21 protein-coding genes are annotated in these 26,087 nt (G+C 65.0%); 9 read left to right on the top strand and 12 right to left on the bottom strand.

All coding sequences use genetic code 11. From position 1 onward, the window contains the following. Nucleotides 1–5 precede the first annotated feature (5 nt). The 3 genes from era to Q0071_RS13210 are packed head-to-tail and all read left to right on the top strand — an operon-like array spanning nt 6 to nt 2,378. On the top strand, nt 6–914 hold the full coding sequence (era, locus tag Q0071_RS13220; protein WP_298170029.1) for a GTPase Era: 909 nt from the start codon (nt 6–8) through the stop codon (nt 912–914). 11 nt (nt 915–925) lie between these two features. Continuing rightward, nucleotides 926–1,684, top strand: coding sequence for a hypothetical protein (locus Q0071_RS13215; RefSeq protein WP_298170026.1), 759 nt, complete (start codon nt 926–928; stop codon nt 1,682–1,684). 22 nt (nt 1,685–1,706) lie between these two features. Further along, on the top strand, nt 1,707–2,378 hold the full coding sequence (locus tag Q0071_RS13210; RefSeq protein WP_298170024.1) for a spermidine synthase: 672 nt from the start codon (nt 1,707–1,709) through the stop codon (nt 2,376–2,378). 53 nt (nt 2,379–2,431) lie between these two features. On the opposite strand, the gene topA is transcribed toward Q0071_RS13210, so the two are convergent. The 4 genes from topA to plsY all read right to left on the bottom strand — a co-directional run bounded on the left by topA (nt 2,432) and on the right by plsY (nt 8,063). After that, nucleotides 2,432–5,026 (bottom strand): type I DNA topoisomerase, encoded by a 2,595-nt coding sequence (gene topA, locus Q0071_RS13205; protein WP_298170021.1) that lies wholly within the window; start codon nt 5,024–5,026, stop codon nt 2,432–2,434. Nucleotides 5,027–5,159: 133 nt separating this feature from the next. Then, nucleotides 5,160–6,158 (bottom strand): hypothetical protein, encoded by a 999-nt coding sequence (locus tag Q0071_RS13200; protein WP_298170018.1) that lies wholly within the window; start codon nt 6,156–6,158, stop codon nt 5,160–5,162. Between the two features lie 118 nt (nt 6,159–6,276). Beyond that, nucleotides 6,277–7,416, bottom strand: coding sequence for a DNA-processing protein DprA (gene dprA, locus Q0071_RS13195; protein ID WP_298170015.1), 1,140 nt, complete (start codon nt 7,414–7,416; stop codon nt 6,277–6,279). Then, nucleotides 7,413–8,063 carry a glycerol-3-phosphate 1-O-acyltransferase PlsY gene (plsY, locus tag Q0071_RS13190; RefSeq protein WP_298170215.1) on the bottom strand — a complete coding sequence of 217 codons (651 nt, stop codon included), beginning with the start codon at nt 8,061–8,063 and terminating at the stop codon, nt 7,413–7,415. Before plsY ends, dprA begins: the two co-directional genes overlap by 4 nt. 83 nt (nt 8,064–8,146) lie before the next feature. Between plsY and murI the strand changes: the two genes are divergently transcribed. From murI to Q0071_RS13170, 4 genes are all read left to right on the top strand, one after another. Beyond that, complete coding sequence (murI, locus tag Q0071_RS13185; RefSeq protein ID WP_298170012.1) at nt 8,147–8,965, top strand: glutamate racemase; 819 nt, start codon at nt 8,147–8,149, stop codon at nt 8,963–8,965. After that, a complete protein-coding gene (locus Q0071_RS13180) occupies nt 8,937–9,932 on the top strand; it encodes a hypothetical protein (protein WP_298170008.1) in 996 nt (331 codons plus the stop codon). Before murI ends, Q0071_RS13180 begins: the two co-directional genes overlap by 29 nt. A gap of 183 nt (nt 9,933–10,115) precedes the next feature. Continuing rightward, on the top strand, nt 10,116–11,336 hold the full coding sequence (gene hemA, locus Q0071_RS13175) for a 5-aminolevulinate synthase (protein ID WP_298170005.1): 1,221 nt from the start codon (nt 10,116–10,118) through the stop codon (nt 11,334–11,336). A 219-nt stretch (nt 11,337–11,555) separates the two neighbouring features. Beyond that, nucleotides 11,556–14,468: a TonB-dependent receptor gene (locus Q0071_RS13170; RefSeq protein ID WP_298170002.1), complete on the top strand. Its 2,913-nt coding sequence runs from the start codon at nt 11,556–11,558 to the stop codon at nt 14,466–14,468. A 130-nt stretch (nt 14,469–14,598) separates the two neighbouring features. Here Q0071_RS13170 and Q0071_RS13165 read toward each other — a convergent pair whose 3' ends face one another. The 5 genes from Q0071_RS13165 to Q0071_RS13145 all read right to left on the bottom strand — a co-directional run bounded on the left by Q0071_RS13165 (nt 14,599) and on the right by Q0071_RS13145 (nt 20,033). Beyond that, on the bottom strand, nt 14,599–15,822 hold the full coding sequence (locus Q0071_RS13165; RefSeq protein ID WP_298169999.1) for a type III PLP-dependent enzyme: 1,224 nt from the start codon (nt 15,820–15,822) through the stop codon (nt 14,599–14,601). Nucleotides 15,823–15,995: 173 nt separating this feature from the next. Further along, nucleotides 15,996–17,228, bottom strand: a complete 1,233-nt coding sequence (locus tag Q0071_RS13160; protein ID WP_298169996.1) for a serine hydrolase domain-containing protein — start codon at nt 17,226–17,228, stop codon at nt 15,996–15,998. Between the two features lie 34 nt (nt 17,229–17,262). Next, on the bottom strand, nt 17,263–18,459 hold the full coding sequence (locus tag Q0071_RS13155; protein WP_298169993.1) for a carboxynorspermidine decarboxylase: 1,197 nt from the start codon (nt 18,457–18,459) through the stop codon (nt 17,263–17,265). A gap of 13 nt (nt 18,460–18,472) precedes the next feature. Then, nucleotides 18,473–18,823, bottom strand: a complete 351-nt coding sequence (locus tag Q0071_RS13150) for a DMT family protein (protein WP_298169990.1) — start codon at nt 18,821–18,823, stop codon at nt 18,473–18,475. A 4-nt stretch (nt 18,824–18,827) separates the two neighbouring features. Continuing rightward, nucleotides 18,828–20,033 carry a saccharopine dehydrogenase family protein gene (locus Q0071_RS13145; protein WP_298169987.1) on the bottom strand — a complete coding sequence of 402 codons (1,206 nt, stop codon included), beginning with the start codon at nt 20,031–20,033 and terminating at the stop codon, nt 18,828–18,830. Between the two features lie 70 nt (nt 20,034–20,103). Between Q0071_RS13145 and Q0071_RS13140 the strand changes: the two genes are divergently transcribed. Together Q0071_RS13140 and Q0071_RS13135 are read left to right on the top strand one after the other, a co-directional pair. Beyond that, nucleotides 20,104–21,117, top strand: a complete 1,014-nt coding sequence (locus Q0071_RS13140) for a pyridoxal-phosphate dependent enzyme (RefSeq protein ID WP_298169984.1) — start codon at nt 20,104–20,106, stop codon at nt 21,115–21,117. Between the two features lie 68 nt (nt 21,118–21,185). Further along, on the top strand, nt 21,186–21,626 hold the full coding sequence (locus Q0071_RS13135; protein WP_298169981.1) for an MAPEG family protein: 441 nt from the start codon (nt 21,186–21,188) through the stop codon (nt 21,624–21,626). Here the strand turns inward: Q0071_RS13135 and Q0071_RS13130 are convergent. From Q0071_RS13130 to ilvD, 3 genes are read right to left on the bottom strand one after another with little or no spacing between them, the layout of a single operon-like run. Continuing rightward, nucleotides 21,616–22,827, bottom strand: coding sequence for a class I SAM-dependent RNA methyltransferase (locus Q0071_RS13130; protein ID WP_298170212.1), 1,212 nt, complete (start codon nt 22,825–22,827; stop codon nt 21,616–21,618). The genes Q0071_RS13135 and Q0071_RS13130 overlap by 11 nt on opposite strands. Further along, entirely contained in the window at nt 22,824–24,221 is a 1,398-nt protein-coding gene (locus tag Q0071_RS13125) for an NAD(P)H-hydrate dehydratase (protein ID WP_298169978.1), read from the bottom strand. Before Q0071_RS13125 ends, Q0071_RS13130 begins: the two co-directional genes overlap by 4 nt. Beyond that, nucleotides 24,211–26,079: a dihydroxy-acid dehydratase gene (gene ilvD, locus Q0071_RS13120; protein ID WP_298169976.1), complete on the bottom strand. Its 1,869-nt coding sequence runs from the start codon at nt 26,077–26,079 to the stop codon at nt 24,211–24,213. Before ilvD ends, Q0071_RS13125 begins: the two co-directional genes overlap by 11 nt. Between the last annotated feature and the right edge of the window lie 8 nt (nt 26,080–26,087).

The raw sequence follows: 26,087 nt of genomic DNA, 5'->3' as shown, positions 1-26,087 counted from the left end.
CGAACATGACGGAACATTGCGGACTCGTGGCGGTGATCGGCGCGCCCAATGCGGGTAAATCAACGCTGGTCAACGCACTCGTCGGCCAGAAAGTGGCAATCGTCTCGGCCAAGGCGCAGACGACGCGCGCGCGGCTGATGGGGATCGCGCTGCAGGATCTGCCGGGCGGCGAGCGGGTGCAGCTCATTCTGGCCGACACGCCGGGCCTGTTCGAGCCGCGGCGGCGGCTGGACCGCGCCATGGTTCACGCCGCGTGGGAAGGCGCAGAAAGTGCGGATGCGATCCTGCTGGTGGTCGATGGCCGCAAGAAGAAGCGCGACTATCTGGAACCCATCCTGGAGAGCCTGAAGGATCGCACTGAGCGCAAGATCCTGGTGCTCAACAAGGTCGATGCGATTGCCAAGGAACCGCTGCTGGAGATGGCAGCGGAGCTGTCGCCGCAGGGCGGGTTCGATGAGGTGTTCTTCGTCTCGGCGCTGACCGGTGACGGGGTGCCGGAGCTGAAGATGAAGCTGGCCGAACGGATGCCGGTGGGCGCCTGGCACTATCCGGAAGATCAGGTCTCCGATGCGAGCGAGCGTCTGCTCGCCGCCGAAATCACCCGCGAGCAGCTTTACCGCCAGTTGCACGACGAACTGCCGTATGACAGCGCGGTGCGGCCCGAGAGCTACGCGACGCGGCGCGATGGCTCGATCGAGATTCACCAGCAGATCGTGATCGCGCGCGACAGCCAGAAGGCGATCGTGCTCGGCAAGGGCGGCTCGAAGCTGAAAGCGATCGGCGAGGCATCACGCAAGGAACTGGCCGAATTGCTGGGCGTGAAGGTCCACTTGTTCCTCCATGTGAAGGTGGAGGAAGGCTGGGCCGAGGCCAAGGAAATCTACGAGGAAATCGGGCTCGACTGGGTGAAGTAAGGGAGGCGGCGATGGGGGCGGCGTTTGCACTGGTGCTTCCGGGCGTGGGACTGCTTCTTGCAATGATCGCGCTGTGGCGTCTGGGCGTGGCGCTGCACCGGCGGGCGGGAACGGGCACCGAGACAGCTGGCGAAAGCTATGTGCTCTCGGGCGCATTCGGACTGCTTGCGCTGCTCATGGCCTTTGCCTTCAGCCTTGCCATCGGCCGATACGAGACGCGGCGGCTGCTGGTGATCGAGGAGGCAAATGCGATCGGCACGATGTCGACCCGGCTGGCGCTGCTTGAGGAGCGCCAGCGCGTGCCACTTGCTGCAGAACTGGCGCACTACGCCAGAACGCGTGCGGCAGTCGGTCGGAATGCGCCCGACGATGCGTGGCAGGCGGCGCACTCGGCCAGTGCGCGCGAATGCGGTACGTTTGGCGATGCGCTGTTTGCCGCACTGCGCTCGATGCCGCCTGATACGCGCGGGCCGGTGCTGGTGCAGGCCTACAACGCGATGTGCGACATCACGACCGAGCGCCATGCCGCGCGATCGGCTCGGCTTCCCAGCGAAGTGTTGGCGCTGCTGGCGCTTTACTGCTGTGCCTGCACGGCGCTGCTGGGCTTCACCACCGGACGCGCGGACTGGCGCAGCGGGATCAGCTCTGTGCTATTCTTCACGCTGCTGGCGGCAGCCTACGTAACGATCCTCGATCTCGACAGCCCGCGCAGCGGCGCGATCATCGTGCCGCAGGAAGAGCTGGATACTGTGGCGCAAAGCCTGCGCTGAGGCGCCCTGGAAGGACTACTACATGATACAGCGTGAACTGCTCGGTACGGCTGAAGTGCCGGGCGGCACCGAACTCAGGCTCTTTCGCCACGACCGCGATTTCATGATCGTGATGGGTCAGAACGAGCTGATGAGCAGCCGGATGAGCGGATCGGAAATCGCGCTCGCCACAGAGACGATTCGTCGGCTGAAAGGACGGCCTGCTCCGGCGCTGCTGATCGGAGGCTATGGCATGGGCTTTACCTTGCGCGCCGCGCTGGAGGTGCTGGGGCCAAAGGCAGAGCTCGTGGTGGCCGAACTGGTGCCCGAGATCATCGACTGGGCGCGCGGGCCGATGGCGGAAGTCGCAGCTGGATGCCTCGACGATCCCCGCGTGCGGCTGATCATGGGCGATGTGGGCAGCGTGATCGACGGGGCGCAAGGCGATTACGATGCGATCCTGCTCGATGTCGACAATGGCCCGGACGGCGTGGTGCGCGATGGCAATGGCGCGCTTTACAGCAGTTCAGGGCTGCGGGCAGCGCGGCGGGCGCTCACGTCCGGCGGGGTGCTGGCGGTGTGGTCGGCGGGTCCGGACCCGGCGTTTACCCGGCGGCTGGAGAAGAACGGCTTCGCGGTCGAGGATATCCGCGTCGCGGCGCGCTCTAACGGCAAGGGGCCGAAGCACACGATCTGGTTTGCTACACCGCGCTGAAATCCACCTCATCCAAGCCCTCTCCCGCTGAAGGAGAGAGGGCTGGGATGGCGTTACGTTGCGGATTTCTTCGCTGCGGCTTTCTTGGCAGGCGCCTTCTTGGCGGCAGGCTTCTTGGCCGGAGCCTTGGCGGCAGCCTTCTTCGGCGCAGCCTTCTTCTTCTTGCCCTTGGCGGGCGCAGCGGCGGCGCGGGCGTCGATGAGGGCGATGGCCTGTTCGAGGGTCAGTTCCTCGGGCTTCACGTCCTTGGGCAGCGTGGCGTTGGTGGTGCCATCAGTGACATAAGCACCGTAGCGGCCCGCCAGCAGCTTCATCTCACCGCCCGAGGTCGGGTGCGGGCCGAAGGTGTTGATCGGTTCAACCGGCGTGCGGTTGCCCCGCGCCCCTGCCCCGGCGGCGGCTTCGGCGAGCTTGACCACGGCGGCGTTCATACCGGTCTCGAACACTTCAGACGTCGACTTAAGTCGGCCATACTTACCATCATGCGCGAGGTATGGGCCATAACGCCCTATACTTGCAGTGATTATCTTGCCCGTTTCCGGATGCACGCCAATCTCGCGCGGGAGCGATAGCAGCTTGAGGGCCCATTCGAGATCGAGCTCGGGAATGTCCTTGGGAATCGAAGCGCGCTTGGCTTCCTTACCATCGCCGAGCTGGATGTAGGGCCCGAAGCGGCCGGTGCGACGGGAGACTTCAAGGCCGCTGACCGGATCCTTGCCGAGCCCGGAATCTTCACCTTCGCCGCCCTCACCCTCGCTGCCGCCCTGGGCAAACTTGCGGGTGAACTTGCACTCGGGATAGTTCGAGCAGGCAACGAAGGCGCCATAGCGCCCGCCGCGCAGCGAGAGGCGGCCGGCCTGGCACTTGGGGCACAGGCGCGGATCGCTGCCGTCTTCCCGTTTGGGGAAGAGATAGTCCTCAAGGAAAGTATCGAGCTCGGCGGTCACCTCGCTCGGCTTCTTCTCCATCACCTCGTCGGACTTGGGCTTGAAGTCGCGCCAGAACGCTTCGAGCACGGCTTTCCACGCGGCGCGTCCACCAGAGACGTCGTCGAGCTCGTCTTCCATGCCGGCGGTGAACTGGTACGCAACGTAACGCTCGAAAAAGCGTTCGAGGAAGGCGGTCAGCAGGCGGCCGCTTTCCTCCGCGAAGAAGCGGTTCTTCTCGGTACGGACGTAGTTGCGGTCCTTGAGGACCTGCAGCGTGGCAGCATAGGTCGAGGGGCGGCCGATGCCGAGTTCCTCAAGCCGCTTGACGAGGCTGGCTTCGGAATAGCGCGGCGGCGGCTGGGTGAAGTGCTGGGTGGCATCCACCCCGCGCTTGGCGGGCGTATCGCCGGGGTTCATGATCGGCAGCAGGCTGCTCTCGTCCTCACCGTCGTCCGGGCCGTCGGCCTTCTGGTCGCGGCCTTCCTCGTAGACCGCGAGGAAGCCGGGGAACTTTACGACCTGGCCGGTCGCGCGCAGCTCGTGCTTGCCGGTGCCCTCGCGCAAGGTAACGCTGGTGCGTTCGATCAGCGCCGAGGCCATCTGGCTGGCCATCGCGCGCTTGTAGATGAGGTCGTAGAGCCGGGCCTCATCCCCGTTACCGTAACGGTCGTGGCTGAAATCGGTCGGGCGGATCGCCTCGTGCGCTTCCTGCGCGTTCTTGGCCTTAGTTTCGTAGATGCGCGGCTTCTCGGGGAGGTAGTGCCCGGAATAACGCGTGCTGATCGCCGCCCGCGCGGCTTGAATCGCGCTGGAATCCATCTGCACGCCGTCGGTACGCATGTAGGTGATCGCGCCCGCCTCGTAGAGCGTCTGTGCGACGCGCATGGTGTGGCTGGCCGAGAAGCCGAGCTTGCGCGCGGCTTCCTGCTGGAGCGTGGAGGTGGTGAACGGCGGATAAGGATTGCGGCGAGTCGGCCGGGTATCAACTTCCTCGACACGGAAGGTCGCGGCCTCAACGAGGGCCTTGGCGCGCAGGGCAATCCCTTCGTTACCTAACGAGAGGCGCTCCAGCTTCTCGCCCTCGAAGCGCACGAGGCGTGCTTTGAACGGGGTACCGCCCTGCTCAAGTGTGGCGACGACCGACCAGTATTCCTGAGTCTTGAAAGTCTCGATCTCGCGCTCGCGCTCAACGATCAGGCGCAGCGCGACCGACTGGACGCGGCCAGCGGACTTGGCGCCGGGAAGCTTGCGCCAAAGCACGGGCGAAAGCGTGAAGCCGAACAGGTAATCCAGCGCGCGGCGGGCGAGGTACGCGTCGATCAGGTCCTGATCGAGCTCACGCGGGTGCTTCATAGCCTCGGTGACGGTGGCCTTGGTGATCGCGTTGAACGTGACGCGTTCGACTTCCTTGGGCAGCGCCTTGCGCTTGGCCAGCAGCTCGCGCACGTGCCACGAAATCGCTTCGCCCTCGCGGTCAGGGTCGGTGGCGAGGATCAGGCGATCGGCGGCCTTGGCCGAATCGACGATGGCCTTCACCCGCGCCGCCTTGTCGCCATAGAGCTCCCAATCCATCGCGAAGTCCTCGTCCGGGCGAACCGAACCGTCCTTCGCGGGGAGATCGCGGACGTGGCCATAGGACGCGAGGACCTTGAAGCCGGGGCCGAGATACTTCTCGATGGTCTTGGCCTTGGCCGGGGATTCGACGATGACAAGCTGCATGGGGTGTGGCTGAACTTTCCTGCTTCACGTACGCGCGAGGGTGGAGACCCTAAGCGCCCCGCGTCAAGCGCCGCGTTCTGCGCAGCTTTTCAGGAAAGTCCAGTCCGGAACGCCCGCTGTCACTTCCCCCCTGTCACTTCAAGGCGTTGATCTGGCCTATCAGCACATCGTTGGCGAGACCGGCTGCCTTGCCCGCGCCGTCCTCGTAATTGCCGGGCTTGGCCTTGAATTCGAACTTGCGGGTCTTGCCGAACATCATGCCGCCATGGCCCATCGCCGCCATGAGTCCACCCGCAACGTTGGCGGCGGCCTGCGTGGTCTTGGCCGTGCCGCTGGAGGCATCGCGCTTGTCGATGAAATCGCCATCGACCGAGACCGGCTGATTGAGCGTGACCGTCGTCGTCTTGCCGTTGGCGCCGAACACGGTCATCCGGCTATAGCCCGGCACGACCGAGAGATTGGCGTTGACCTCAAGCCCGCCGAAGCTGAACGCGCCGGGGCGCTTCTGGTCCGAGAAATCGATCAGGTAGGTGACGTCGACCACCGGCACCCCTGCCGCCTTGGCGTATTGCGAAAGGGCATAGCCTGCCTGGCCGGCATCCATCGCAAGGCCCATGCTGGAAAGGCCGCTGCCCTGGAAATCGCCTGCAACCATGATCAGCGTGGGCAGCACGGCGGGTTTCACATAGGTCGCCTTGCCCTTGCTGTTCTTTTCAAGCGCGATTCCGACATCGAGTGGTGAGGTCTGGCCATGGGGCTTGGCCATTTCCGGGGCAGCGAAGACGGTGCTGGGATCCTTGACCACAAGGCCCGCCGCGGCAAGCTTGGCGGTGAAATCGGCGTAGGCGGCATCGGCGATCTTCTGCATCATTTCAGGCGTAACGCCGACGAGCGAAGACTTGGCCTTGGTGGTGCCACCGAACGCGCCCATCAGCCCGCCGGTCGCCTTGGTCTGATCGGTCGATTCGAAAATGAAACCCACGTTGAAAGCCGCGACGGCGACGCCCGTGGCGCCCTTCACGGCTTCCTTGCCGGAAATCTTAACTGGCGGTGTATCTCCCGCATGGGCGAAACCGGGCAGCGTGAGCGAAGTGAACGCAAGCGCCAAGGCAATGGAATTGCGGCTTTTCATGATCCTGTCCCCCTGTCCTCGCCGTCCGGCAAAGTCCGAATCGGATCATAATAGGTAAAAATCGGTAGCGTCAATTGATGCCGAACTATTGCCAACCAGCGGCGCAGGTTCTGCCGCTTCAGGCGAGCGAGACGCGCCCGCCGGCATGGCGTATCAGGCGGCCGGCGAGTTCCAGTTCGATCAGCGCCATCTGCACGGCACCTGCGCTGGCACCGCTCTGGCGGATGAGCTCATCCGTGGCGACAGGAGCTATGCCGAGGAGATGGGCGATCTCGGCAGGGCCGTCGTCGTCGTCCGGTTCAGGGGCAAAATGCACGGAATGCTCGTTCATACTGGCCCAGACCGGCTCGCGCAGCTTGAGCCGCGACGGTCCGTCAAAGCGTTCGAGTAGCTCGGCGATATCGTCAGCGGACTGCACGAGGATTGCCCCGTCGCGGATCAGTTCGTTGCACCCGCGCGAGCGGCTGTCGAGCGGGGAGCCAGGGACGGCCATGACTTCGCGCCCAGCCTCGGCAGCGAGGCGGGCGGTGATCAGCGAGCCTGAGCGCGGCGCGGCTTCCACCACAACCGTGCCTGCGGCGAGCCCGGCGATGATGCGGTTGCGGAAGGGGAAATGGCGGGCGAGCGGCTCGGTGCCCGGAGGCATTTCGGCAAGCAGCAGCCCGCGCCGGGCGACGTCCTCCTGCAGTTCGGCATGTTCTGGCGGGTAGGTCACATCGATCCCGCTGGCGATGACGCCAATCGTGCCGCCGCCTTGGCCCATGGCCGCGAGCGCGCCGCGATGGGCGGCGGCATCGATCCCGCGCGCAAGGCCGGAGACGACGGCATAGCCCCGCGCCGCCAGCGCAGCGCCATAGTCCCGCGCAAGGCGGCACGCCCCGGCAGAAGCATTGCGCGCACCGACGAGGGCGACCGCGCCTTGCCCCAGCAGCGAGAGGTCGCCGCGCCAGGTGAGCACCGGCGGCGGCGTTTCCAACGCGGACAGAAGCCGCGGATAGGCCGGGGAATCGTGAAAGAGATAGCCTCCGCCAGCGGCGTGCAGGCGGGCGATCTCAGCCTCGACCCGGTCGGCTGGGATCGGGCGGTAGGGCGCCCCGCCCCGCGCGGCGAGATCGGGCAGCGCATCGAGCGCAGCGGTGGCATCGCCGAAGCGGCGCAGGAGCTGGAAATAGCTGACGGGGCCGATGCCGGGCGAGCGCAGCAGGCGGATGCGCGCAAAAACGTCAGCGTCAGACAGCTCAGGCCCGGGGAGGCTCATCCCTTTTGTCCGATGCGCGGCTCGGTCCCGGCGCGCAGGCGGGCGATGTTGGCGCGGTGCCGCCACAGCACGATGGCCGCCATGATTGAAAGGCCAATCATCGCAAAAAACAAATCCAGACCGACCGTGAAATTGCCGATATCGGTGCGGGGGATGCGGAGCAGGACCAAGGCGCTTACAGGCGCGGCCAGTGCGGCGCTCATCCCTCCCACCGATGAGATCCGGGTCAGCAGCGTCATCACCAGCCATGTTGCGGCGGCGGCGGCCCCGATCCGCCAGTCCAGCGCAAAGCTGATGCCCAGCATAGTGGCAACGCCCTTCCCGCCCTTGAATCCGAGCCATAGCGGGAAGCAGTGGCCGACCATTGCCCCCAAACCAGCCAAGGTGGCGAAACCGAAATCATCCGCGAACCACCAATCCGCCAGGACCACCGCCAGCGCCCCTTTGCCAGCGTCAAGCAGCAAGGTGGCGGCAGCTAGCCCCTTGCGGCCAGTGCGCAGCACGTTGGTCGCGCCGATGTTGCCCGAGCCAATGGCGCGGATGTCTCCCCCGCCCGCAAGGCGCGTGAGCAGCAGACCAAACGGCACCGAGCCGACGAGATAGCCAGCGAGAAACACGGCTGCGATCAAGAGAAATGGAGAGTTCATGCGCCCGGTCTTAACCGCCACCGGGCACAAAGGGGAGAGGCATGCTTTCCTTTTTGCCGCCGTTCCCGATAGAAGGGTGCCCGATGACCGTTGCCCCCGCTTCCGCAGATCCAGCCTCACCGATCCTGCTCTTCGATTCCGGTGTCGGCGGCCTCTCGGTGCTCGGCAAGGTGCGCAAGCTGCTGCCGCAGGCGCCGTTGATGTACGTTTCCGACAATGCGGGCCTGCCCTATGGCAGCAAGACCGAGGCGCAGATCGCGGCGCGGGTTTCGGGCCTGCTGGGGCGGCTGACCGAGCGCTTTCGCCCACGTCTCGTCTGCATTGCCTGCAACACCGCCAGCACGATCGCGCTCGCTTCGGTGCGCGAGGTGCTGGAAGTGCCGATCGTGGGCACCGTTCCCGCCATCAAGCCCGCAGCCGCGATGACGCAAACCGGAGTGATCGGCCTGCTCGGCACCGAGGCGACGATCCGGCAAGGCTACGTCGACCGACTGGAGGCCGAATTCGCCGCCGACAAGCGCTTGCTGCGCCACGGCGCGCCCGAACTTGTCGCAGCGGCCGAGGCGAAGCTGCGCGGTGAGCGGGTCGATCCTGCCGTTTTCGCCCGCGCCGCCGCCGCGCTGCGCGCCATGCCGGACGGCAAGCGAATCGACACGGTGGTGCTGGCCTGCACGCACTTCCCGTTGCTCGAAGCGGAGCTGGCCGAGGCATTCGGACCTGACGTACGCTTTATCGATGGCTCCGACGGGATCGCGCGGCGGATCGCGTTTCTGACCCAAGGTCAGGCCTGGGCACCTAGTAAAACCGGAGACCTAGCGCTGTTCACCAAGGATGACCCCGAGGATGAGCGGCTCATGCCCGCATTGGCACACTATGGCATCGCCCGGCGACTGGCGTTCTGACCGTATCAGGGATATCGGACTGACCATGTTTACCCGCATTGCCCTGCTGCTGATCCTGCTTGTCGCGGTGCCCTATTACTGGCTGCTGATGGACCCCGGCCCGACCTCGGTTGCGCCGCGCACAATCGACATCGCGCGTCTGCGCAGTCTGGCCGAGAGCCAGCAGGGGCAGCGGCCGGTGGGAATCCAGTATGCCGCAGTGGCGACGGACAATGAACCCGGCACGCTGCTGGTTGCAGGCGGCGGCCTGAGGACCGACGAAACGGCGGTCTTCATCTGGCGCCTGATCACGCCGGGCGGCGATACCGTGATCAATTCGGGCCTCACCAGGGACCAGTCCCTTGCGACCGGCTACGAGGCTTATCACCCCGAGATGCAGCAGACCGCGAACAGCTGGTTGCGTTCCTCACAGCGGATCATTTTTACCAGCGAGGATATCGATCACATCGGCGGACTGGTTTCGCTCGTGCTCGCGGACCGGAAGATCGCCGGAAAGCTGATCGGCAATCCCCGGCAGATCGATGCGCTGCGAGCGCTGGCGCCGGTGCTCATGGATTCGCTCGGTCCCCCGCCCGCAGCTCTGGCCGATCCGGCCGGTTATGCCGCAATCGCCCCAGGCATCGCGGTCATGCGCACGCCCGGCTATCTTGACGGGACGCAGATGATCTACGTCCGCCTCCAGAATGGCCGGGAGTTTCTGTTTGCCGGAGACTCCGCGCCGATGCGCCGGAATGTCACCTGGCAGCGCCCCCGTTCGCGGTATGTGGCGGAATGGCTCGGCAGTGAGGATCGCGCCGCCACCCTCGGCTGGATCAAGGGACTCGCCTCACTCAAGCAGCGCGAGCCCGGCCTGACGGTGGTCTACGGGCATGACTTCGGCTGGCTGAAGGACAACGCGCAGCAGTTGCAATTTGCCGCAGCGCCTGCCGGCCCGCTCCCCGCACCGGCGCGAAAGGCCGCACGGTAAGCTGCTTTCCCACGCGGGAATATGACCCAAATGCCGCTGGTATTGGCGTTGCAAGCGGCGTAAAGCGCCGCTCGCCGCTCCGGCCCGACATGGTCTGGCGGTCGTTCTGGCGCACCATGGAGACAGGTTTCAGGGCGCGCATGGCGCAGATGTGCGTGACAACTGGTTCATAGGGAGCCGTGGGTGAATTACGATCAGGTTTTCGATTCCGCGATCGAGCGTCTGCATACGGAAGGTCGTTACCGCGTCTTTATCGACATTCTGCGCAACAAGGGTGCCTACCCGAATGCCCGCTGCTTTGCCGGGCACAATGGCCCCAAGCCGATCACCGTGTGGTGCTCGAACGATTACCTTGCGATGGGCCAGCACCCCAAGGTCATCGGCGCGATGGAGGAAGCGCTGCACGATGTCGGCGCAGGCTCCGGCGGCACGCGCAACATCGGCGGCAACACCCATTATCACGTCGATCTTGAGGCCGAACTTGCCGATCTGCACGGCAAGCAGGGCGCGCTGCTGTTCACCAGCGGCTATGTCTCGAACGACGCCACGCTTTCGACGCTTGCCAAGATCCTGCCCGGCTGCGTGATTTTTTCCGATGAGCTCAACCACGCCAGCATGATCGCCGGTATCCGCAATTCGGGCGCAGAAAAGCGCGTGTTCCGTCACAATGACGTGGAACATCTGGAAGAACTGCTGGCCGAGTGCGATCCAGCGATTCCCAAGCTGATCGCGTTTGAAAGCGTCTATTCGATGGACGGCGACGTCGCCCCGATCCACGCGATCTGCGACCTGGCCGAGAAGTACAACGCCCTCACCTACATCGACGAAGTCCACGCGGTCGGCATGTACGGTGCGCGCGGCGGCGGCATTTCCGAGCGTGACGAGGCCGCGCACCGCATCGACATCATCGAAGGCACGCTGGGCAAGGCCTTCGGTGTGATGGGCGGCTATATCGCGGCGGATTCGCGGATCATCGACGTGATCAGGAGCTATGCTCCGGGATTCATCTTCACCACCTCGCTTTCGCCCGTGCTGGCGGCGGGCGTGCTGGCGGCGGTGCGCCACCTCAAGGCCTCAAGCGTCGAGCGCGAAGGCCAGCAGGCCGCCGCAGCGTTCCTCAAGCAGGCCTTTGCCGATGCGGGCCTGCCGGTGATGCCTTCAACCACGCATATCGTGCCGCTGATGGTCGGCGATCCCGTGCGCGCCAAGAAGGTGAGCGACATCCTGCTCGCCGAGTACGGCGTCTACGTGCAGCCGATCAACTATCCCACCGTGCCGCGCGGGACCGAGCGCCTGCGCTTCACGCCGGGGCCGGCGCACACCGAAGCGATGATGATCGAACTGACCGATGCGCTGGTCGAGATCTGGCAGCGCCTTGAGCTGGAGAAGCGCAAGGCCGCCTGAACCCGCCTTGCCTGCGCCGCCAGGCCGATAGGTAATTGCACCTAAGGCCGGGTGGCTGGAGAAATTTCCCACTGCGACAAACTGTTGCTGCGTTCGTGCAGTACCCTTGCCATGTGGCAGGGATGCATCACTTACGTAAGTTAAAGCAGTTGATAAGATTCAATGACTTGAACGACCGTCACGTTCCAGCCATTTTGGATCTTCTGCATGGGGGAAGTCATGTTCCGCAATCGTTCGTCACGCACCGCGCTCAATCTTGCCGTTTCCACGCTAGCTCTCGTCGGCGTCCTACCTACCCTTGCCTATGCACAGGCAGAGCCGCAGCCCGATGCGGCTGCGGCAGCCGATGCCCCGCCACCTGAGAGCATCGTGGTGACCGGCACGCGCCTGCGCCGCCCGGATTACCAGACCGCGAGCCCGACAATTTCGTTCGGGAAAGACCTGCTCGAAAAGCAAGGTGTCACCAATGTCACGACCTTCCTGACCACTGCGCTGCCCGCGCTTGTCGGTTCATCGACCTCGCGTGACAACTCAGGTGATCGGGCCGGCATCGGCTACACCGGCCTGAATCTGCTCAACCTGCGCAATCTGGGTGTCGATCGCACGCTGGTGCTGATCAATGGCCGCCGCCAGGTTGCCGGTGTCGAAGGGTCGCAGGCAGTCGACATCAACACGATCCCCGTCAGCCTGATCGAGCGCGTGGACGTGCTGACCGGCGGCGCCTCGGCCATTTACGGTGCGGACGGCGTGACCGGCGTGGTCAACTTCGTTCTCAAGCAGAACTTCGAGGGCGTGAGCGCGCAAGCACAGGCCGGGATCAGCAGGTACGGCGATTCTGGCGACCGGTTCGCAGCCATCACCGCCGGGCACAATTTCGATGGCGGGCGCGGCAACGTGACGTTGGCGTATGAATTCGGCGACAGCGACCGGCTGCAGACGCGGGATCGCCCGCAGTACACGGGATCGCGTTCGATCGGCTTCTACCGCAACCCGGACTACACGCCCAATACCCCGGGCGTTTACAGCCGGATCCCGCTGAACGACGTGCGCTACGAATGGTCGTCGCGCATGGGCGCGGTCGATGTCGACTTCAACGGCGAGCCGGACTACCGCGGTGACGGCAAGCCCTACAACCTCGGCCAATCAATTCCCGGCGGCTATTCGCGCGGGAGCGACGACACGCTCGTCTCAGACTATGGCAACGATCTGTTGCCCGCGATCACGCGCCATGTGGTCAATCTCAACGCGCGCTACGAAGTGTCGAGCGCCTTCAAGGTCTTTGCCGAAGCCAAGTACGCAGCGACCAAGTCGTATTCGCTCGGTCAGCCGACGTTCGACTATTATATCTATGTTCCGCAAGATAACCCCTACATCCCGGCGAGCATTCGTTCGGCGATCGATCCGGAACTCGGCGGCGTGCTGGTCACGCGGGATAACTTCGACCTTGGCCAGCGCGGCGAAAACATCAAGCGCGATACCTTCCGCTCGGTAATCGGGGCCGAGGGCGATCTCTCATCCTCGCTGCACTATGAAGTGTCCTATGTGTTCGGTCGCACGACCGTGACCAACCGCTTCGTCAACGACCGCTACACCGACCGCTTCAACGCCGCGCTCGATGCGGTACGCGATCCGGCGACTGGTCAGGTTACTTGCCGGATCAACCTCGATCCCACCGCCGGAAGCGCGGTGACGTTCCAACCGGGTGAGTGCCGACCCATCAATCTTTTCGGTGAAGGCGTAAGCGACCCGGCCGGCGTCGATTTTGTACGCGCCAACACGACCGAGCGTTCGCGCATCACCCAGCATGTTGTGAACGCTTCATTGTCCGGAGATACGCGCGGCTTCTTCTCGCTCCCCGGCGGACCGGTTGGCTTCGTGGTTGGCGGTGAATACCGCAAAGAAAGCTCGCGGTTCGTTCCCGACGAGTTGGAGCAACAAGGCCTGACGTTCTCCAACAAGCTGGGGATCAGTCAAGGCAAGTTCGATGTGAAGGAAGTGTTCGGCGAACTCGACCTGCCGCTGCTCAAGGACAAGCCTTTGGCCTACGTCCTCGATATCAGCGGCGCGGTGCGTTATGCAGACTACTCGTCGACCGGTGGCGCCACGACCTGGAAGGTCGACGCAGCCTGGGCGCCGGTGCGTGATATCCGCTTCCGTGGCACACTCTCGCAGGCTGTCCGCGCGCCCAATATTGGCGAACTCTATGGCGCGGCCGGGCAGACCTTCACCTTCTTCGACGATCCCTGCCTGCCCTCGAACCTCGGGCTGGGCAAATCGACCCGTCCAGCCAACTGTCAGGCGGTCCTGACCGCTGCAGGCCTTACCCCACCGCAGATCGCCGGGTTCGAGGACACCCGTACGGTGAACGTCCCGGGCATCAGCAGCGGCAATGCCAATCTGCAACCGGAGAAGGCGCGGACCTGGACTGCCGGTGTGGTGCTGCAGCCGAGCTTCATCCGCGGCCTCGCCATCGCGATCGACTGGTATGACATCAAGCTCAAGCAGGCGATCAACACGGTCGACGCCCAGAAGCTGGCGGAGCTCTGCGTTGATCAGGCAACGATCGACAACCCTTTCTGCGCTGCGATCAAGCGGCAGCCGGGGACCGGTCTGATCGTCGATTACACGGTTTCCCCGCAGAACGTTGCCGCGTTCCGGACCTCGGGCCTGGAGCTCAACATCAACTACAATTTCTCGATCGAGAAGCTGGGCGAGTTCCAGCTCAAGCTCGTCGGCAACTATTTGAACAAGCTTACCTTCGTGGATTCGCCGGGAGCCGAGCCGCGCAGCACGCTGGGCGAGACCTATCAGCCGCAGTACCAGGCCTTTGTGAGCGCGAGCTACCAGCGCGGGGCGTTCGGCTTCAACTACAGCCTTTCTTGGTGGGACAAGACCCTGCGCTACTCGGCCGACCGTCTGGCGGGCAATCCGAACTACGTCGATCCCAAGTACGCCTGGTACAAGCAGCGCTGGGTGCACAACATCTCGGCCAACCTCACCGTCAACAAGAAGATGGAGTTCTACGGCGGCGTGAACAACCTGTTCAACCAGCAGCCCGATCTCGGTTCGACCACCTATCCGACCGAAACGAGCGGGACGTCGTTCTACGCGGGCTTCCGCGCCAAGTTCTGATACTCTGCCCATACGGGGAGAGGACCACAAGTCCGCTCTCCGCGCGGCACAACCCCAAACGAGAAAGGCCCCGCGAGCGATCGCGGGGCCTTTCTTTTGCGACCCGGACTTCAACCGGTGTTCTTGATTGTCAGCGCAGCGAAACGACGTTGTCCGATACGCGCGGATCGCGGCGATCACCGCGGTACTGGCTGGCCATCGGCTCGTCCGAGACTTCGAAGACCTCGGTCGCGCCGAAACCGTTGAACGCGGTCTTCATGGCCGCGCCGTAGGCTCCGAGCATGCCGATCTCGATGAAATCGCCAGCCTTGATGTCCGCCGGAAGCGCGAAGGGCCCTTCCATGTGGTCCATGTCGTCGCAGGTCGGGCCCCAGAAGCTGAAGTCCGCCTGTTCGGTCTCGCCGTCCTCGTTCGCCGCGCTCTCACGCAGCAGGCGGACGGGAAAGCGCCAGCCCACGTGTGCGGCATCGAACAGCGCGCCATAAGCGCCGTCGTTGATGAACAGCTCGGTGCCCCGGCGCCGTTCGACGCGCACGATCATCGAGTTGTACTCCGCGCAAAGCGCGCGGCCCGGCTCGCACCACAGCTCGGCCGAGTAGGACACCGGCAGCGATTCATAGGTGCGGTCGATCACGCCGAAGTAATCTTCCAGCGGGGGCGGTTCCATGCCCGGGTAGATCGAGGGGAAGCCGCCGCCGACGTCGATGATATCAACCGTAACCGATGCATCGACGATCGCCGCGCGCACGCGCTCGAGCGCCTGGACATAGGCGTGCGGGCTCATCGACTGGCTGCCGACATGGAAGCACACACCAAGCGAATCGGCGACCTGACGCGTGGCCTGCAAAAGCTCCCCAGCGCCCGTGAGATCGCAGCCGAACTTCGAGGCGAGGCTGAGCTCGGAGCCTTCAGACGAGACGCGCAGGCGCACGCACAGCGTCAGATCCTCGGGCAGCACGCCGCCATTGGCCACCGTGGTCGCTTCGCTGATCTTTTCCAGTTCCTCGATCGAATCGAGGCTGAACACGCGCACGCCGTGGTCGCGGTAAGCCTCCACGATCGCGCTCGGCGTCTTGACCGGATGCATGAAGCACAGCGTGGCATCGGGCAACGCCGCGCGCGCCATGCGCACCTCGGCAACCGAGGCCACGTCGTAATGCGTGATCCCGGCATCCCACAGCACGCGGAGCAATTCCGGTGAGGGATTGGCCTTGACCGCATAGAGCGAGCGCCCCGGAAACTTCTCGACGAAGAAACGGGCAGCGCGCGCCGCAGCGTGCGGACGGTTCAGAATGGCAGGTTGGTCGGGCGCGGCTGCGCCGACTACAGCCAATGCATCAGGATGGATGTGCAACTCAAGGGACCCCCAAACGGAAAAATGCGACAAAGCTGCCTTGCGGTTTGGAAGTCCCCATGGGGCAGCGAGGGGGTAAATAGCCCCCCCGCCCTGAACATCAAGTGAAAAAATGGGCACCTCACGTTGATGTCACAAAGGTGAAACACTTTCGGGGCGAGGCGCGGAAAACCTTAAGCCATCAAGGCTTGCGCGAGCGCACGCCATGCCGGGAGCGAGTGCGGGTCGTTCGCGCCGTTTGCCGCCGTGGGATGCGAGGCGAATCGCGCGACGACCATTTCGGCCACAGGGTCGATCCAAAGCGTCTGCCCGTGAATGCCGCGCGCGCTGAAACAGCCGTGGTTATCGTGTGCATGCCACCACTGGCTGCCATAGCTCCACCCGCCCAGCAGCGGGTAGGCCGCCTTGTGGAAGCGCTCCGGATCGCCGCCCTGCCGGATGCGTTCGACATCCGCCGCCGGGATCACGCCGAGCCCGCCGAGGCGCAGCGCCTCGCCGAAGCGGGCGAGATCTTCGAGCCGCAGATTGAGGCCCCCGCCGGCAAAAGGCGCGCCGGCTTCATCAACAATGAGGTCTGCATCACCGAGCATGCCGAGCGGCTGCCACAGGCGCTCTGATAGGACCTGCGTGAAGGGTTTGCCGGTGACTCGGGTGATGATCCAGGCCAGCACATCGGTGTTGGGCGTGCGGTAGACGAAACCTGCCCCGTGGGTGCCCTGCCCGGGGACGGTGGTGAGATAATCCCACAGGTTGTGCGGGCCGGTGTAGCTGGCCGGGCGCGGGGTGAGGCCGAGCGCGGCGCTGTAGGCTCCGATCCCGGAGTTGGGATTGCCGTACTCCTCGGAGAAATCGAGCGCGGTCGTCATGTCGAGGACCTGGCCGATGGTGGCGCTGCCGAAGCCGCTGGGGGCGAGTTCGGGGATCACGCTGTCCACCCGCGCGGCAAGGTCGATCCGTCCTTCCCCGACCAGCATCTGGACCAGCGTGCCAACAAAGCTCTTGGTGACCGAGAAGGCGATATGGCGCGTTTCCGGGCCGGTTACGCCGAACCAGCGTTCGAACACGACTTCGCCTCTGTGGAGCACGAGAATGCCATCGGTGAAGGCTGAGAGCAGCGAGTCGTCGAAACTGATTTCGGCGTCCAGGCCAAGCGGGGTGAAGCGCACAGTGCCCAGCTCCTCACGCAGTCCGCGCGCGAACGGCGTACCCTCCCCGCTCGCTGCGACGCGCGCGGTGGGGCAGAAGCTGCGCATGTTGGAATAGGACCAGCGGATCATCGGGAAGCGCATGTGATCGGCGCGCGCGCCAAGGATGCGCTTTTCAGGCGGTGGCGGGGCGCCTACCATCCATCCCATTGCCACCGGGTCACTGGTCACGCCGTCCAGTTGCACATCCGCCATTTCCATCTCTCCGCCTTGTGTTCTTCGCGGCGAGATTGCCTCACGAAACGCGGGCGCGGAAGTCCTCCCACGAAAAACGCTTCACGCATTCGAGCGCGTCGGTCTCGCTGTCCCACAGCCAGATCGAGGGGAGCGGCACGCCGTTGAAGGTCGTGGTCTTGACCATCGAATAATGCGCCTGATCAAGGAATGCGAAGCGCGCGCCGGGCTCGGCAAGGCCCGGCTTGCGGTAATCGCCGATGACGTCACCCGCGAGGCACGAGGGGCCGCCGAGGCGAACCGGGACATCACCTTCCCCATCCTCGTATTCATCAATAGGCAGTTCGCCGAGCATGGCCGGGCGATAGGGCGCCTCGATGACATCGGGCATGTGGCAGGTGGCGGAAATGTCCGTCACGCCAAGTTGCATGCCGTTGACGTGGGTATCGAGCACGGTGCCGACGAGAATGCCCGCATCGAGCGCGACGGCCTCGCCGGGCTCAAGGTAGATCTCGCAGCCGGTTTCGGCCCTAACTGCTTGCAGGAACGCGACAAGTTCGTCGCGCTGATAGTCGGCGCGGGTGATGTGGTGGCCGCCGCCGAAGTTCAGCCATTTGAGCTGGCCGAAGTATGGCGCGAGATAGGGCTTCAGCGCGGCCCAGGTGCGTGCGAGCGGCTCGAAATCCTGCTCGCACAAGGTGTGAAAATGGATGCCGCTGACGCCTTCGAGGTGCTCGGGCTTCAACTGGTCGATGGGGAAGCCAAGGCGCGAATGGGGCGCGCAGGGATCATAACGCGGCACTTCACCTTCCGCGTGCAAGGGATTGATACGCAAGCCGATATCGAATGGCTCACCTGCGGCACGTGCGGCCGCGATTTCAGCGGCAAAGCGGGCATGCTGGCCGGGCGAATTGAAGATCACATGATCCGAGTGCTGGAAGATTTCGGGCAGGTCCTCCGCCTTGTAGGCTGCGCAGTAGGTGGCAATCTCACCGGCATAGTAATCTGCAGCAAGCCGCGATTCCCACAGGCCAGAGGTGCACACTCCGTCAAGGTATTCCCCGATCAGCGGCGCGACCCGCCACATCGAGAAAGCCTTGAGCGCGGCGAGGACCTTAATGCCAGCCCGATCACGCACATCGACGAGAATGCTCAGATTCTGCCTGAGGCGCGCGGCATCGACCACGAAGGCCGGGCTGTCGACGCGCGTCAGGTCGAAATGGGCAAAGGCGCCCGGATCGCCGGCTCTGGTTTCCATCGGTCCTGTCCCTTCATCCAAACGGCGAGCGGAACACGAGCGCCGCGCCGGCCACGATCAACACAAAACCTGCCAGCTGCGACAGATTTGGCCGCGTGCCGAACAGGAAATAGGCGACACCCACGAAGGTCACGAGGGTGATCGCTTCCTGCATCGTCTTCAACTGCGCCAGCGAGTACCGGCTCGCCCCGATCCGGTTGGCCGGCACGGCGAGCATGTACTCAAACAGCGCCAGCGCCCAACTGGAGAGGACCGCGATCCACAGCGCCCGGTGCGGCGCCTTGAGATGCGCGTACCAGGCAATGTTCATCACGATGTTGGAGCCGACCAGCATCAACGGCGGAAGCCAGAGCGAAGTCGGCATGCCCTCAGAACTCCAGCGGCCCCTCAAGCTCCTTCACCTGCCACGGCAGGCCGTGCTTGTTGAGCATGTCCATATAGGGATCGGGATCGAACTGTTCGATGTTGAACACGCCAGCGCCGCCCCATGTACCGGTGACCAGCATGGCCGCACCGATCATCGCCGGGACGCCCGTGGTGTAGCTGATCGCCTGGTTGCCGGTTTCGGCATAGGCCTCTTCGTGATCGCAGATGTTGTAGATGTAGAAAGTCTTTTCCACCCCGTCCTTCAGGCCCGTCGCGATATCGCCGATATTGGTCTTGCCCTTGGTGAGCGCGCCGAGGCTGGCGGGTTCGGGCAGGACGGCCTTGAGGAACTGGAGCGGCACGATCTCCTTGCCCTCGTACAGGACGGGGTCGATCCGCGTCATGCCGACATTCTGCAGCACGGTGAGGTGAGTGATATAGGCATCACCGAAGGTCATCCAGAAGCGGATGCGCTCGATCTCAGGCAGGTGATGCGCGAGGCTTTCGAGCTCCTCGTGGTACATCAGGTACATGTTCTTGGGGCCGACCGCTTCGAAATCGAAGGTCTGGCGGATGGTGAGCGCCGGCGTTTCCACCCACGCGCCCTTTTCCCAGCGGCGCGCCGGGGCGGTGATTTCGCGGATGTTGATTTCCGGGTTGAAGTTGGTCGCAAAGGGCTGGCCGTGATCGCCGCCATTGCAATCGAGGATATCAAGCGTGCGGATCGTATCGAGCTTGTGCTTTTTGAGCCAGGTCGCGAAGACCGAGGTAACGCCCGGATCGAAGCCCGAGCCGAGCAGCGCGGTGAGGCCGGCAGCCTTGAAGCGCTCCTGATAGGCCCACTGCCACTTGTATTCGAACTTGGCCTCGTCGATCGGCTCGTAGTTCGCTGTGTCCATGTAGTTGACCCCGGCAGCGAGGCAGGCCTCCATGATGTTGAGGTCCTGATAGGGCAGCGCGAGGTTGACGACGAGCGCGGGCTTGAGTTCGTTCAGCAGCGCGGTGGTGGCGGCGACGTCGTCGGCGTCGAGCTGGTAGGTCGCGACATCGCGGCCAGTGCGCTCCTTGACCGAGGCGGCAATCGCCTCGCACTTGGGCAGCGTGCGGCTGGCGAGCGCAACTTCGCTGAAGATATCAGGGTTCATCGCCATCTTGTGAACGGCAACCGAGCCGACGCCGCCTGCGCCGATGACAAGGACCTTGGCCATAGGGAAACTCCAATCCGGATCGGCACAGCGTCTGCTGGCGCTTCGAAAGCGGTGCCTTTAGGGTATGGGCATGACAAACCCAAGTCCCGAAATGAACCCTGCCCCCTTGGTCCGCGAACCGACGCGCGCCCCAACTCGAGAAGGCGTGCTGCGCGCGGCTGTCAAAGTGAGCGCGCTGGTCCCGCATACGCCCCTGCTGGCGCTGGAGCTGCCGAATGGCGGCCCAACCGTCTGGTGCAAGGCCGAATGCCTGCAACCGATGGGGGCCTTCAAGATCCGCGGCGCGTGGCACCGGATGACCGACCTGACCGAGGAAGAGCGCACGCGCGGCGTGGTCGCAGTTTCGAGCGGCAACCATGCGCAGGGCGTAGCCTGGTCAGCGCGGCGGCTGGGGATTGCCGCGACGATCGTGATGCCCGCCGATGCACCTGCGGTGAAGCTGAACGAGACGCGGCGGTTGGGGGCTGAGGTCGTGCAATACGAACGGCTGACCCAATCGCGCGATGCCATTGCCGCCGCGATTTGCGCCGAGCAGGGCTCGGTGCTGGTCCACGCCTATGGCGATCCCTGGGTGATCGAGGGTCAGGGATCGACCGGGATCGAGCTTGCAGGCCAGATGGAATGCTTTGCCGGCGGCGCGCCTACAAGAATTGTTGCGCCGTGTGGCGGCGGCGGGCTCGCATCGGGGCTGGCGCTGGCGTGCCCCGATGCTGAGGTCGTGCCGGTAGAACCCGAAGGCTGGGATGACGTCACCCGCAGTCTGGCGGGAGGCGCCATTGTCAGTGTCGGCAGCGCGCCGCCGCCGACGGCCTGCGATGCCTTGCAGACCTTGGCTACGTTCCCGATCAACTTTGCCGTCATGACCGCGCACGGGATGCGCGGCGTGGCGGTGAGCGAGGCTGAAGTGCGCGCGGCGCAGCGCTATGCCTTCAGCAAGCTCCGCCTGGTGGTCGAGCCGGGCGGCGCGGCGGCACTTGCGGCGGTGCTGGCAGGCAAAGTCCCGGCGGACGGGCGGACGGCGGTGATCCTTTCCGGCGGGAACGTTGATCCGGCTGCGTTTGCCAAAGTGATCGCGGAGGGATGATCGGTTGCAATTGACAATCGAATCGGGCCTATTCACCACAGTGTCAGCAATACTGTGGGGAGCAAAACATGACGGGAATGGAAATCCTGAAGCCGGTGGTCGCGCTTGCGATCTGGACGATGGTGATGTGGTTCTGGATGTATGCCACCCGCATCCCCGCGATCACGGCACTGCCGAAAACGGATGATCCCAAGGCTGATGTGGGCTGGACGGGTGCCAAACTGGAAGGCCTGCTATCGCCAAGCATCCAGTGGAAAGCGCACAATTACAATCATCTGCATGAGGCACCTACAGTGTTCTATGCAGTGGCGCTGGTGCTGGCGCTGATTCAGCAGGGCGATGGGGTCAATCTGATGATCGCCTGGGCCTATGTGGGACTGCGTGTGGTCCACTCGATCTTCCAGTCGACCGTGAACAAGGTGGCGCCGCGCTTTGCGCTATTTGCGCTTTCGAGCTTGGCGCTGATGGCGCTGATCCTGCACGCCGCGATGGCAGTATTTACGGCCTGACGAATAGGCTCGCCAGCTCGACGTGGGTGGACCAGCGGAACTGGCCCACCGGCACGAGCCCGGCGAGCCGATACCCGCCCTCGATCAGAGTAACGGCATCCTTGGCCCAGCTGGCCGGGTTGCAGCTGATATAGACGATGCGCGGGACCACCGACGTGGCGAGTTGCACCACCTGATCGCGCGCACCGGCGCGGGGGGGATCGAGCAGGACGGCTGCGAACCGGTCCAGCTCGGCCTTCTGGAGCGGATTGCGGAACAGATCGCGGTGAAGCGCGTGGACCGGCCTTCCGTGCATGCGGGCGGCAGCCTGGCAGGCCATATGCGCATCGCGCGCAGCCTCGACCGCGAGGACTTTGGTGCCTGCCCCCTGCCCCGCCAGCGCGAAGGCGAAAGTGCCAAGGCCGGAGAACAGATCGGCGATGGTGGGCGCATTCGCTAGCCACACACGGGCGGCGGCAATGAGCGCCTCTTCGCCATCATGCGTGGCCTGCAAGAACGCACCGGGCGGCAGGCCGACAGGCACGCCTCCGAGCGTTACGGTAACGGGATCGGGCTCCCAAACCGTCTCGGGCCCATCGCCCTGATCGAGCGTGAGGCGGGCGACGCCGTTGTCGCGCGCGAAATCGAGCAAGCGTTCGGTCTGCGCGAGCCCTTCCATCTTGAGGCCGGCCATATCGACGGTCGGTCCCTGATCGGCCAAAGTCAGCGCGACATCGACGGAAAGGCTACGCTCGCTGCGCGTTTCGAGCAGGCGGCGCAAGGGGCCGATCAGTGCGGCGAGCTCGGGCGCAAGGACCGGGCATTCCTTACAATCGACGATCTTGTGCGAACCCTGCTCGCGAAAACCCAGCACGACGCGCTTGCCGATGGCCTGCGCATGGAGCGTGGCGCGGCGGCGTGTGGCGGGCGGGGACAAGTGCGGCGGCGCGACTTCGCCCGGATCGAGGCCCTGCCCGCGTGCAGCGCCCTCAACCCGGCCACCGACATAAGCGGTGAGCGCGCTTTCCGAGAGGTGCTGGAGTTGGCAGCCCCCGCAGGTCGGAAAGTGCCGGCATGACGGCGCGGCATGGTCCGGACCGGGCGTCAGCGTGCCGTCCGCCTCGAGCACGTCACCGGGCGCGGCAAGCGCAACGTAACGGCCGTCAACCGTCTGGCCTTCGCCCTTGGCGGCGACGCGAATGATAAGGCCGAGGTTGTTCATGGACACGCGGCGCTTAGGGCATAACCCGTGGCAGCCGCAAGGTCTCCGGCAGTAAAGGCAGGCCCGCACCGCCGCGCGGCTTCTCCATGGAGCCACAGGCCTTCTTGCGCGGCGAGGAAGGCATCTCCGTGGACGGCCAAGCGGCTGGCGATAATCCCGGCAAGGACGTCGCCGCTGCCCGCGACCGAAAGCCAGGCGGAAGCGCGGGGGCTGACGATGACGTCACCGCCGGGGTTGGCGATCAGGCTGTCCGGGCCTTTGAGGAGGACAACGGCCTTCGCGGCCTTTGCCAAGGCCAGCGCGCGGGCGCGGCGGGTGCCGGTGGCGGCAAGGCCGAAAGCAGCTTCAAGCGCAGCCATTTCGCCTTCGTGCGGGGTGAGGACGCGTGGTGCCATGCCTGGGCTTTCCGGGCGCAGCAGCACCAGCGCGTCCGCGTCGATCACGATGGGACGATTTGCGGAAAGAGCAGCGGCAAGACGGGCCGCGGCCTCGGCGCTCCTCCCCAGCCCCGGACCGACGAGCAGGGCGGCAATGCGCGGATCGGCAAGCGCGGCAAGATCACTGACGTCACAGACCAGCGTAGGCGGGACGCCTTCGGGCCGCGCGGGGGCGAGCAGTTTGACGTAGCCCGCTCCGGAGCGTTGCGCGGCCTCGGCCGAGAGCAGCGCCGCGCCGGGCATCATGCCGGCGACAACCGCGAGCAGGCCGCGCTTGTATTTGTGCGCATCCGGCGCGGGCGGCGATATGCGGGGCTTGGCGAGCACTCGCGCTGCGCCCGGCACCGCCGCCACGCCGATTTCGACAAGCCGCAGCGCACCCATCAGCGGAGCGGCGGGCATGGCATAGTGCGCGTGCTTCCAGGCGCCGAGCGCAACCGTTACGTTACACGTCGGAAGGCCGGGATTGAGCACAGCGCCGCTATCCGCCTCGATTCCGCTGGGGAGATCTGCGGCGATGCGCAGGGTATGCCCCTCGGCGAGGCCGGTGAGTAGGGCGAACAAGTCGTCCGGCAAGGGCCGCGAGAGGCCGCTGCCGAAAAGGCAATCGAGCAGCACCGCGCCTGCTGGGAACGCGCCGGGCGCATGGACTTCGCCCAAGAAGAGCGCGCGCGCCGTGCGGGCCTCCGGCGTCAGGGGTTCACGCGCGGCGATCACGGTGACGGGAACGCCCTGTTCCATGAGGTAGCGCGCCGCAACGTAACCATCGCCGCCGTTGTTGCCGGGACCGCAGAGCACCGTGACCGGACGCCCGCTCCCGAGCCGCCGCGCCCACTCACCGAGCGCGCGGCCTGCCACTTCCATCAGCGTCTGCGCAGGTATGCCGCCGTCGATGAGGGCCGCTTCGGCGGCGCGCATCGCGGCGACATCGAGGACCTGGTCTAGGTCAGCCGGCATCCTGCGTGCCGCTCGTGCGGACAATACCGGAGAGATCGCGCACACCGCCGCGCGCGGCGCTGGTCGTCATCAGGGCATAGGCTTGAAGCGCGAGGCTGACCTTGCGCGGGCGCGGCTTCACCGGCTGCCATCCGCGCGCTTCGGCGGCCTTGCGGCGCTCGGCGAGCGTGGCGTCATCGACCATGAGATTGATCGAGCGGGCGGGAATATCGATCTCGATGCGGTCGCCCGTTTCGACAAGGCCGATCGTGCCGCCCTCGGCCGCTTCGGGCGAGCAATGGCCGATGGAGAGGCCCGAGGTGCCGCCCGAGAAGCGTCCATCCGTAACGAGCGCGCAGGCAGCGCCGAGGCCCTTGGACTTGAGGTAGCTCGTGGGATAGAGCATTTCCTGCATGCCGGGGCCGCCGCGTGGGCCTTCGTAGCGGATCAGGACGACGTCCCCTGCTTCGACCTGCCCGGTGAGGATCGCGGTGACGGCAGCGTCCTGGCTTTCGTAAACCTTGGCTGGACCGCTGAACTTGAGGATCTTCTCGTCGACGCCCGCCGTCTTCACGATGCAGCCATCCTTGGCGAGATTGCCGAAGAGGACGGCAAGCCCGCCATCCTGGCTGAAGGCATGCTCGGCTGAGCGGATCACGCCAGTCTCGCGGTCGAGGTCGAGTTCCTTCCAGCGGCGCGATTGGCTGAAGGCGACCTGTGTCGGCACGCCGCCGGGTGCCGCTTTAAAGAATTCATGCACTTGCGGGTCATTGCTACGAGAAATGTCCCACTTCTCGATCGCCGCCGCCATGGTCGGGCTGTGGACGGTGGGCAAGTCGGTATGGAGCAGCCCTGCCCGCTCCAATTGGCCAAGGATCGCCATGATCCCGCCAGCGCGATGAACGTCTTCCATGTGGACGTCGGACTTGGCCGGCGCGACCTTGGAGAGGCACGGCACGCGGCGCGAAAGGCGGTCGATATCCGCCATGGTGAAGTCGACGCCGGCCTCGTGCGCAGCCGCCAGCAGATGGAGCACGGTGTTGGTCGACCCGCCCATCGCGATATCAAGGCTCATCGCGTTCTCGAACGCGCGGAAGCTGGCGATCTGGCGCGGGAGCACGCTCTCGTCGTTCTCTTCGTAGTAGCTGCGGCACAGCGCGACCGCGCGGCGACCCGCTTCGCGGAACAGCCGCTCGCGGTCGGCGTGCGTTGCCAGCACCGAGCCGTTGCCGGGGAGCGAGAGGCCGAGCGCCTCCGTCAGGCAGTTCATCGAGTTTGCCGTGAACATGCCCGAGCACGAACCGCAGGTCGGGCACGCAGAGCGCTCGATCGCCGTGACTTCTTCGTCGGTATACTTGTCGTCCGCAGCCGCGACCATCGCGTCCACGAGATCGAGCGCGACTTCCTTGCCATTGAGGACAACCTTGCCCGCCTCCATCGGCCCGCCCGAAACAAACACCGCGGGCACATTGATGCGCATCGCGGCCATGAGCATGCCAGGGGTGATCTTGTCGCAGTTCGAGATGCAGACCATGGCATCGGCGCAGTGCGCGTTGACCATGTACTCCACGCTGTCGGCAATGAGATCGCGGCTGGGGAGCGAATAGAGCATCCCGTCGTGGCCCATGGCGATGCCATCATCGACCGCGATCGTGTTGAATTCCTTGGCGACGCCGCCTGCCGCCTCGATCTCGCGCGCGACGAGTTGGCCGAGGTCCTTGAGATGGACGTGGCCGGGCACGAACTGGGTGAAGCTGTTGACGACAGCGATGATCGGCTTGCCGAAATCGCTGTCCTTCATGCCCGTAGCGCGCCACAGGCCGCGCGCGCCCGCCATGTTGCGGCCGTGGGTGGTGGTTCTGGAACGATAGACCGGCATTGGCATTC

The sequence above is a fragment of the Novosphingobium sp. genome (assembly GCF_027486195.1).
Classification (GTDB): Bacteria; Pseudomonadota; Alphaproteobacteria; order Sphingomonadales; family Sphingomonadaceae; genus Novosphingobium.
The sequence above is the reverse complement of the archived record's forward strand: the minus strand, read 5'-3'. Positions and strand labels throughout refer to the sequence as shown.

Excerpts from the sequence above, each read along its gene's own strand:
- topA (WP_298170021.1), bottom strand. The coding sequence starts at position 5,026 with ATGCAGCTTGTCATCGTCGAATCCCCGGCCAAGGCCAAGACCATCGAG.
- Q0071_RS13125 (WP_298169978.1), bottom strand. The coding sequence starts at position 24,221 with ATGCCGGCTGACCTAGACCAGGTCCTCGATGTCGCCGCGATGCGCGCC.
- Q0071_RS13170 (WP_298170002.1), top strand. The coding sequence starts at position 11,556 with ATGTTCCGCAATCGTTCGTCACGCACCGCGCTCAATCTTGCCGTTTCC.
- Q0071_RS13140 (WP_298169984.1), top strand. The coding sequence starts at position 20,104 with ATGACAAACCCAAGTCCCGAAATGAACCCTGCCCCCTTGGTCCGCGAA.
- Q0071_RS13180 (WP_298170008.1), top strand. The coding sequence starts at position 8,937 with ATGGCATCGCCCGGCGACTGGCGTTCTGACCGTATCAGGGATATCGGA.
- dprA (WP_298170015.1), bottom strand. The coding sequence starts at position 7,416 with ATGAGCCTCCCCGGGCCTGAGCTGTCTGACGCTGACGTTTTTGCGCGC.
- Q0071_RS13145 (WP_298169987.1), bottom strand. The coding sequence starts at position 20,033 with ATGGCCAAGGTCCTTGTCATCGGCGCAGGCGGCGTCGGCTCGGTTGCC.
- Q0071_RS13160 (WP_298169996.1), bottom strand. The coding sequence starts at position 17,228 with ATGGAAATGGCGGATGTGCAACTGGACGGCGTGACCAGTGACCCGGTG.
- era (WP_298170029.1), top strand. The coding sequence starts at position 6 with ATGACGGAACATTGCGGACTCGTGGCGGTGATCGGCGCGCCCAATGCG.
- ilvD (WP_298169976.1), bottom strand. The coding sequence starts at position 26,079 with ATGCCGGTCTATCGTTCCAGAACCACCACCCACGGCCGCAACATGGCG.
- Q0071_RS13210 (WP_298170024.1), top strand. The coding sequence starts at position 1,707 with ATGATACAGCGTGAACTGCTCGGTACGGCTGAAGTGCCGGGCGGCACC.
- Q0071_RS13130 (WP_298170212.1), bottom strand. The coding sequence starts at position 22,827 with ATGAACAACCTCGGCCTTATCATTCGCGTCGCCGCCAAGGGCGAAGGC.
- murI (WP_298170012.1), top strand. The coding sequence starts at position 8,147 with ATGACCGTTGCCCCCGCTTCCGCAGATCCAGCCTCACCGATCCTGCTC.
- Q0071_RS13215 (WP_298170026.1), top strand. The coding sequence starts at position 926 with ATGGGGGCGGCGTTTGCACTGGTGCTTCCGGGCGTGGGACTGCTTCTT.
- plsY (WP_298170215.1), bottom strand. The coding sequence starts at position 8,063 with ATGAACTCTCCATTTCTCTTGATCGCAGCCGTGTTTCTCGCTGGCTAT.
- Q0071_RS13150 (WP_298169990.1), bottom strand. The coding sequence starts at position 18,823 with ATGCCGACTTCGCTCTGGCTTCCGCCGTTGATGCTGGTCGGCTCCAAC.
- Q0071_RS13155 (WP_298169993.1), bottom strand. The coding sequence starts at position 18,459 with ATGGAAACCAGAGCCGGCGATCCGGGCGCCTTTGCCCATTTCGACCTG.
- Q0071_RS13200 (WP_298170018.1), bottom strand. The coding sequence starts at position 6,158 with ATGAAAAGCCGCAATTCCATTGCCTTGGCGCTTGCGTTCACTTCGCTC.
- Q0071_RS13135 (WP_298169981.1), top strand. The coding sequence starts at position 21,186 with ATGACGGGAATGGAAATCCTGAAGCCGGTGGTCGCGCTTGCGATCTGG.